Consider the following 6,134-nt stretch of genomic DNA (forward strand, 5'->3'; position numbering starts at 1 on the left):
GCGCGTGAGTTAACAAACCCCCGCCTGACCCCGCAATGAATGAAACCGCGGGAAGAGTCGAATTCGCGTCCGGTACCCGCGTAACGACGGTTGCCCCCGCCGCAGACCCTCGCTATAGCCCCGCATCTGCTGCAGCCGGAGACGTGGGTGAGTGGCTGAAACCAGCGGTTTGCTAAACCGCCGTACCGGGTTTACTGGTACCGAGGGTTCGAATCCCTCCGTCTCCGCCATTTTCGTCACCACAGCGTATCGGTGATGTGCCCCCCATTGTAGCGTGCCGACGCTGGGTAACGGGCCGCTTGCGCGCTAGGCCAGGCGCGACTTTCACGTCGGGCGTCTTCGATCACCGCGGCGCTTCGATATCCCACCTAACGGATCGGCGTTGAATCTCGGCTGGTGTCGTGTATGCGTGTGGCACCACTAAGAGGGTTGATCATGAAGAAGATTTTCGCTGTCGCCGTCGCTGCCGGCCTGTTCTCGCTCGCAGCTTGCAACACCAGCCCGCGCGAGCAGGCAGCCGACAACATCGAGTCGAACACCGAGGCGGTCGCTGACAACCTCGAGGACGCTGCCGACCTCACGGGCAACGAAGCAGCAGAAGAAAGCCTAGAGAACAAGGCTGACGCGGTGCGTGCGACCGGCCAGAACCAGGCTGAAGACATGCGCACCAACGACGCGGATACCAATCTGTCGAACGGTATCTGAGCCACAGCGCTCAGGGTCGCGGGCCAAGCTGCCTGCGACCCCGAGCGACGTGCAGAGAAGGGCATCCGGGGCGACCCGGATGCCCTTTTTGCGTTCGGGGACTTTGAGCCGGGCACCGCCAGCGACGCCTATCGCGCAGTCGGCCGGTCAGGCCGCATCGGCCCGCCGGGCGGCGCGGGCGTGTTCACGCGTGAAATCGCCGACGCCGCGATCGGTGTGGCACAGCCGGTCCCAGTGGCGGAAATACAGGCCGTAATTGCAGCCATAGAGTTCGTGATGGCGCTGATGATGGCTGGCGGTGATCAGCCATCCACCCAAGGGGCCGCTCCACATGAAGCGCGGGAAGATCTCCCACCCCATGTGGTTGGTCACGCCCATCACCGTCATGATCGTCAGCACGACCCCCAGCCCGTAGATGTGGATCGGTACGAAGAAGACAAGCAGCGGAATGACGATCGCGCCGCTCAGCGCCTCGATCGGGTGGAACGCCATCGCCGCCCATGCCGTCGGCGGACGGCTGGCGTGATGGAGCGCGTGCGCGAGCTTGAACGGGGCGGGGCGATGCATCCAGCGATGCGTCCAGTAGAACCAGGCATCGTGGAGGAGCAGATAGGCGAACACCGAGACCGGGAGGTACCAGAGCGGATAGGCGTGGACATCGGCATAGACCTCAGTCCAGCCGCGATGCTGCCAGCCCCAGGCGACGACGCCGGCGGGGATGCCGTAGAGCGCGGCGGAGGCGAGGCTCCAGACGATCTCGCGCCGGACCTGCGGATCGAGCCCGAGATAGAGCCCCGGATGCTTGCGCGTCGTGATCCACGCGAACGCGCCCGACACGAGCAGATAGCGGACCCCGACGATGACGGTCATCGCAATGGCGGAGAGGATGATGGCGAGCGTCATGCGGGGTCCTCTACACCGCGGCGGTTGGCGGCGCGAACCGCAAGCGCACGCCGCCGCGCGGGCAGCCCCCACCACGGCGTGCCCGGCGACAGATGATGTTCGTGATGATAGCCACCGAAGTGGAAGCAGGTCATCAGCGACAGCGCGGGTCCGATGTCGAGGCTGTGCGCGCGGTGGGTATCCGCGAAGGGCAGGTCGCGCTCGCGGTGCGGCAGCCAGGTGCCGAATACGAACAGCTGCGCGACGGCGCCGAGCGCGGGCAGCGCCCAGAAGATCACGATGTTGCCGAGCGGCGCGCCGAGCAGCAACGTATAGACCAGCGCCACCAGCGTGATGCGGATGATCTGGCCGTGCGAATAATAGGTCTTGAAGAACTGCAGGAACCAGCGGGTCAGCCGCGGATCGCCGCCATGGAAATCGGGATCCCCGGCGCGTCCGGTCTGCTTGTGGTGGAGATGATGCTGCGGGAGCAGGGACGCATAGGACAGGCAGGCATAGAGCGAGAGACAGGTCGCACCGATCGCCCGGTTCAGCCTCGGATGCTCGGGCGCGAGCGCCCCATGCATCGAATCATGCGCGACGATGAACAGCCCGGTGGAGAGCCAGGTCTGGACGAGGACCATCAGGACCGCGATCGGCAGCGTCGCGAGGCTCCACTGCCAGAAGAAGATGCCGGTGATGTGGATGGCGAGCCACGCGACCATGATCGCGGCGGACAGCGACACGCCGATCCGCATCTGGCGCTTCATCGCGTCCGACGGGTGGGCGGCGGTGATGCTCACCCGCGCTGGTCTGCCGGACTGGTGTTCGGGGTCCGCGCGGGACGGGCGGCACGACGCTGCGCATCGGCATTGGCACGCAACTGCGCCTTCAGCACCGCGGGCTTGCGTGCGAACAGGAAGCCGTGGCTGACGGTACCGTCCTTGCCCTCGACCGCGTGGTGCAGGCGATGCGCCTGGAGCAGCCGCTTGAAATAGCCCTGTTTGGGGACCCAGCGGAAGCCGCCGCGCTGATGCACGAGCATGTCATGGACGAAGGCGTAGATGCCGCCATAGACGGTGATGCCGAGCGCCGCCCACCAGAGCGGCGGGTACCAGAGCCCGACCACGAACAGCACGATCGGGACGATCGCGAAGACGATCGCATAAAGGTCGTTCTTCTCGAACCAGCCCTCATGCTCCTCGTGATGCGACTTGTGCCAGCCCCAGCCCCAGCCGTGCATCACATAGCGGTGCGTCGCCCAGGCGAAGCACTCCATGAACAGGACCATGCCGACGACGATCGCCAGTTTCTCGACCCAGGTCACGACGCGCGATCGGGCAAATCGGCGCTGACCAGAAGCAGTGCATTCAACATGGCGTATATATAACCGTTCGGGGCGGACGATGCGAGGGCGCGCCGCCATAAAAGCACGCGCGGCGTCGCCGCGGCAGTCGGTGGCTCGCGGTAGCATACACAGGTAAATCATACGGATGCGATCGATCGCGGCACCGCAGGGCGGGACGCTGCGTTCGACCCCGATGCCCGCTTCGAATTTCCGTGCCGACCACCGCGACACCCCGTCCTGGTTGCTGGTCGCAGCCATGATCCTCAGTTTCCTCGTCGCGCAGCAGGATGACCACTTCACGGTCGATCCGCTGCGGGCGGTGCCGGCGGTCGTGTCGCTGCTCGCGCTGGGCGGCGCGCTGGCGATCGGCCGGTACAGCGCGCGACCGCGTCTTGCCGCGGGGGCTAGGGCGTTTCTGCAGATGACGCTGTTCACGCTGTTCGGCGTGGTCCTCGCCTATGCGCTGGCTGCGAAGTCCGGCACCTTGTGGGATGCCCGGCTGGCGGCGGCGGATCGTGCGGTCGGCTTCGACTGGCCGGTCGTGCTCGCGTTGCTCGACCAGTGTCCGCCGCTGATCTGGCTGCTGGGCCTCGCCTATCACAGCCTGACGGTGCAGATGATCGTGGTCATCGTCGCGCTGAGCGGGATGGGGAAGTTCGACACGCTGCGGACGATGGTGTGCGCCGCGATCCTGTCCGGGTTCGTCACGATCCTCATCTCGGGTCTGACGCCCGCGATGGGAAACCTGTTCGACCCGGCGCGCTACGTGCATCTCTGGCCGTCGATCGCGTGGATGGAACAGGGGCTGATCTCGGGGCTTCGCGACGGATCGCTGCGCGTGCTCGATCTCACCATGCTGATGGGGATCGTCAGCTTTCCCAGTTTCCATGCGACGCTCGCCGCGATCTTTATCTGGGCGTTCGGTGCGATGCCGCGCCTTGCCGGACCGGGCCGTGGCTGGGCGATCATGACGATCGTCGCGACGCCGGTGTTCGGCGGTCACTACGGGGTCGACGTGCTGATGGGGCTGCTGCTTGCGCCGCCCGCGATCGTCGCGGCGCAGCGCCTCACGCAGCGCGGGCAGCCCTGTCCTCAGCCGGGTCCAGGCCTGCCGGCATAAGGATCGCGTTGTCGCGCAGCGCCGCCTCGACGCACGCGGCCGCGTCGGCGGCGCCCCCCGCCATGGCCATCTCCGCCGCGAGCAGGCCGGCCGCGCGGCGATAGCCCGGATCAGTAAGAACATGGCGGAGCGACGGTTCGAGCCCGCCTTTGGCGGCGTCGGCGGCGGATACGATGCGCGCCGCGCCGATCCGCTTCAGCCGCGCCGCGGTCGCCGGCTGTTCGAACGCCAAGGGGACGGTGACGATCGGCACGCCCGCCGCGAGCGCGTCGAGCACGGTGTTGAAGCCGCCGTGGAGGATGGCTGCCGAACAGTGCGGCAGGATGCGCGTCTGCGACCAGAAGGCGCGGACCAGCGGGTCGCCGGGCAGCGAGGCCGCGTCGCCGTCGCTCAGGCCGCCGCCATGCGCGACCACCGCGCGCGCACCGACCGCGGCACAGGCGGCGGTCATCGCCGCGAACAGCGACCGGCGCGCGCCCTGCAGCGACCCGAGCGAGCAATATATCAGCGGTCGGCCGTCGCTTTCGGGGATGTCGTCCACGGGTTCGTCGAGGCGCCACGGCGCGCCGTACCGGAAGCTCGGTGGCAGGGCGGTGCGCGGAAAGTCGAGTCCTGCCGGGCATTGCGCGATCTGCAGGCGGTCGGACCATTGCTGCTGCGGGTCGGGATCGAGCCCCCAAAGCTGTGCATAGGTCGTCACGATGCGGGTCACCGGGCGCATCAGCAGGTCGCTGACCGCATAGCCGCCATTGTTGCGATTCCGCCCGAGCGCGTCGGCCCGGTATGCCCAGCCGAGAAAGGGCGGGGGGATCATCGGTTCGCGGAGCAGCGGCAGTCCGGTGATCGCGGTCACGAACGGCAGGCCGAGATGGCGTGCCACCAGCGCCCCCGCCGGCTCGACCGAATCCGCCACGACCGCATCGACGCCCAGCCGCGTGAGGGTGGCCGGCAGCGCCGCGAGCAGGAGCTCGGTCATCGCCGCGGTGCTGCGGATCATGCGCGGCAGCCCGACCGGCCCCGATGGCTGGGCGAGCTTGCGATAATGTTCGGCCAGCAGGCCCTGGCGATCGGCGGGATGGTCGAGCGGCGCGAACGCGACATCGCCGCGAGGCAGCATCGCCGCGACGTCGGCCATATGCACCAGCGTGACCCGGTGCCCCGCGGCGACGAGCGATGTGCCCAGCGCGACCAGAGGATTGATGTGCCCGGCGGTCGGCGGCGCGATGATGGCGATATGCCGCCCTGCAACAGTCAATTCAGGAGCTTTCCGACGCCGTCTGGTAGGGCCGCCACTATCAGCATGGATGCGACGCGCGATAGTCGCAATACGGTGATCGAGTATAACTTGGTAACGATCTACCCCTGGGATCGATCACGCCGCATGGCCGCGCCTGCCAAGACCCGCGCGGCTGCGCGGTGTCATCCCGGCTTCACGATGGACGCATAAGACGCCCCGAATCGCAAGCGGGGGGCGTGGTGAACAGGGACGCGGGGGTTTTCAGGGGCGTCGGGGAGCACCGGCCGGTGACGCCGGCGCTGGCGATGCAATGCCCGGACGCGGCGCTGTCACGCGCGCTGCGTGCGTTCGTGCACGGGCGGCTGGGGCATCACGCCGACGGCGACGACGTCGTGCAGGAAACCTATCTGCGGCTGTTCACCTATCAGGCGAGCGCGCGGGTCGAGGATATGAAGGCGCTCTGCTTCGCGATCGCGCGCAATCTGCTGCGCGATCATCACCGCGTCGCCCGGCGCGGCGCGCATGTCGAGCTGGACGAGGCGATGGTCTGTCCGCTGCCGGCGGCGGATCGGGTGGTGGCGTTCCGCCGCGCGGTCGCGCTGATGGCGGGCGCGCTCGAACGCATGCCGCCGCTGCGCCGCGAGATATTCCTGCGCCGACGGCTGGACGGCCTCACCACCGCGGCGATCGCCGACCGGCTCGACATGAGCACCGCCGCGGTCGAGAAGCATGTCGTCCGGGCCTTTGCCGACCTTCGCACCGCGCTGGCGCGGCGGGGTTTCACGATGGAGGCGGGGGCGTGACCGCGGGCAGCAGCAGGGGTGGGGGCAGCAGGGGCGGGG

General features: G+C 67.9%; 7 protein-coding genes and 1 tRNA gene. 4 read left to right on the forward strand and 4 right to left on the reverse strand.

Going from position 1 to position 6,134, the window contains the following annotated elements; all coding sequences use genetic code 11:
• The first annotated feature begins 137 nt into the window (after positions 1-137).
• Together sphsw_RS05590 and sphsw_RS05595 are read left to right on the forward strand one after the other, a co-directional pair.
• A tRNA-Ser gene (locus tag sphsw_RS05590) sits at positions 138-230 on the forward strand.
• Between the two features lie 205 nt (positions 231-435).
• Positions 436-705 (forward strand): hypothetical protein, encoded by a 270-nt coding sequence (locus tag sphsw_RS05595; RefSeq protein ID WP_031393429.1) that lies wholly within the window; start codon positions 436-438, stop codon positions 703-705.
• Between the two features lie 147 nt (positions 706-852).
• Here the strand turns inward: sphsw_RS05595 and sphsw_RS05600 are convergent, their stop codons facing one another.
• The 3 genes from sphsw_RS05600 to sphsw_RS05610 are packed head-to-tail and all read right to left on the reverse strand — an operon-like array spanning position 853 to position 2,878.
• Positions 853-1,608: a sterol desaturase family protein gene (locus sphsw_RS05600; RefSeq protein ID WP_031439740.1), complete on the reverse strand. Its 756-nt coding sequence runs from the start codon at positions 1,606-1,608 to the stop codon at positions 853-855.
• Positions 1,605-2,390 carry a fatty acid desaturase gene (locus sphsw_RS05605; protein WP_235188297.1) on the reverse strand — a complete coding sequence of 262 codons (786 nt, stop codon included), beginning with the start codon at positions 2,388-2,390 and terminating at the stop codon, positions 1,605-1,607. The genes sphsw_RS05600 and sphsw_RS05605 overlap by 4 nt, the downstream gene beginning before the upstream one ends.
• Entirely contained in the window at positions 2,387-2,878 is a 492-nt protein-coding gene (locus sphsw_RS05610) for a sterol desaturase family protein (RefSeq protein ID WP_042466627.1), read from the reverse strand. The genes sphsw_RS05605 and sphsw_RS05610 overlap by 4 nt, the downstream gene beginning before the upstream one ends.
• Positions 2,879-3,080: 202 nt before the next feature.
• Between sphsw_RS05610 and sphsw_RS05615 the strand changes: the two genes are divergently transcribed.
• Entirely contained in the window at positions 3,081-4,055 is a 975-nt protein-coding gene (locus tag sphsw_RS05615; RefSeq protein WP_031439742.1) for a phosphatase PAP2 family protein, read from the forward strand.
• Here sphsw_RS05615 and sphsw_RS05620 read toward each other — a convergent pair.
• Positions 4,003-5,310, reverse strand: coding sequence for a glycosyltransferase (locus sphsw_RS05620; RefSeq protein WP_152555407.1), 1,308 nt, complete (start codon positions 5,308-5,310; stop codon positions 4,003-4,005). The genes sphsw_RS05615 and sphsw_RS05620 overlap by 53 nt on opposite strands.
• 269 nt (positions 5,311-5,579) lie before the next feature.
• On the opposite strand from sphsw_RS05620, the gene sphsw_RS05625 reads away from it, so the two are divergent.
• Positions 5,580-6,095 (forward strand): RNA polymerase sigma factor, encoded by a 516-nt coding sequence (locus tag sphsw_RS05625; protein WP_052380853.1) that lies wholly within the window; start codon positions 5,580-5,582, stop codon positions 6,093-6,095.
• Positions 6,096-6,134 lie beyond the last annotated feature (39 nt).

It is taken from the genome of Sphingomonas sp. FUKUSWIS1, assembly GCF_000733135.1.
GTDB lineage: Bacteria > Pseudomonadota > Alphaproteobacteria > Sphingomonadales > Sphingomonadaceae > Sphingomonas > Sphingomonas aerolata.

Bases quoted from the DNA above. Each gene is read 5' to 3' on its own strand.
- sphsw_RS05600 (WP_031439740.1), bottom strand. From the start codon at position 1,608: ATGACGCTCGCCATCATCCTCTCCGCCATTGCGATGACCGTCATCGTC.
- sphsw_RS05595 (WP_031393429.1), top strand. From the start codon at position 436: ATGAAGAAGATTTTCGCTGTCGCCGTCGCTGCCGGCCTGTTCTCGCTC.
- sphsw_RS05615 (WP_031439742.1), top strand. From the start codon at position 3,081: ATGCGATCGATCGCGGCACCGCAGGGCGGGACGCTGCGTTCGACCCCG.
- sphsw_RS05610 (WP_042466627.1), bottom strand. From the start codon at position 2,878: ATGGTCCTGTTCATGGAGTGCTTCGCCTGGGCGACGCACCGCTATGTG.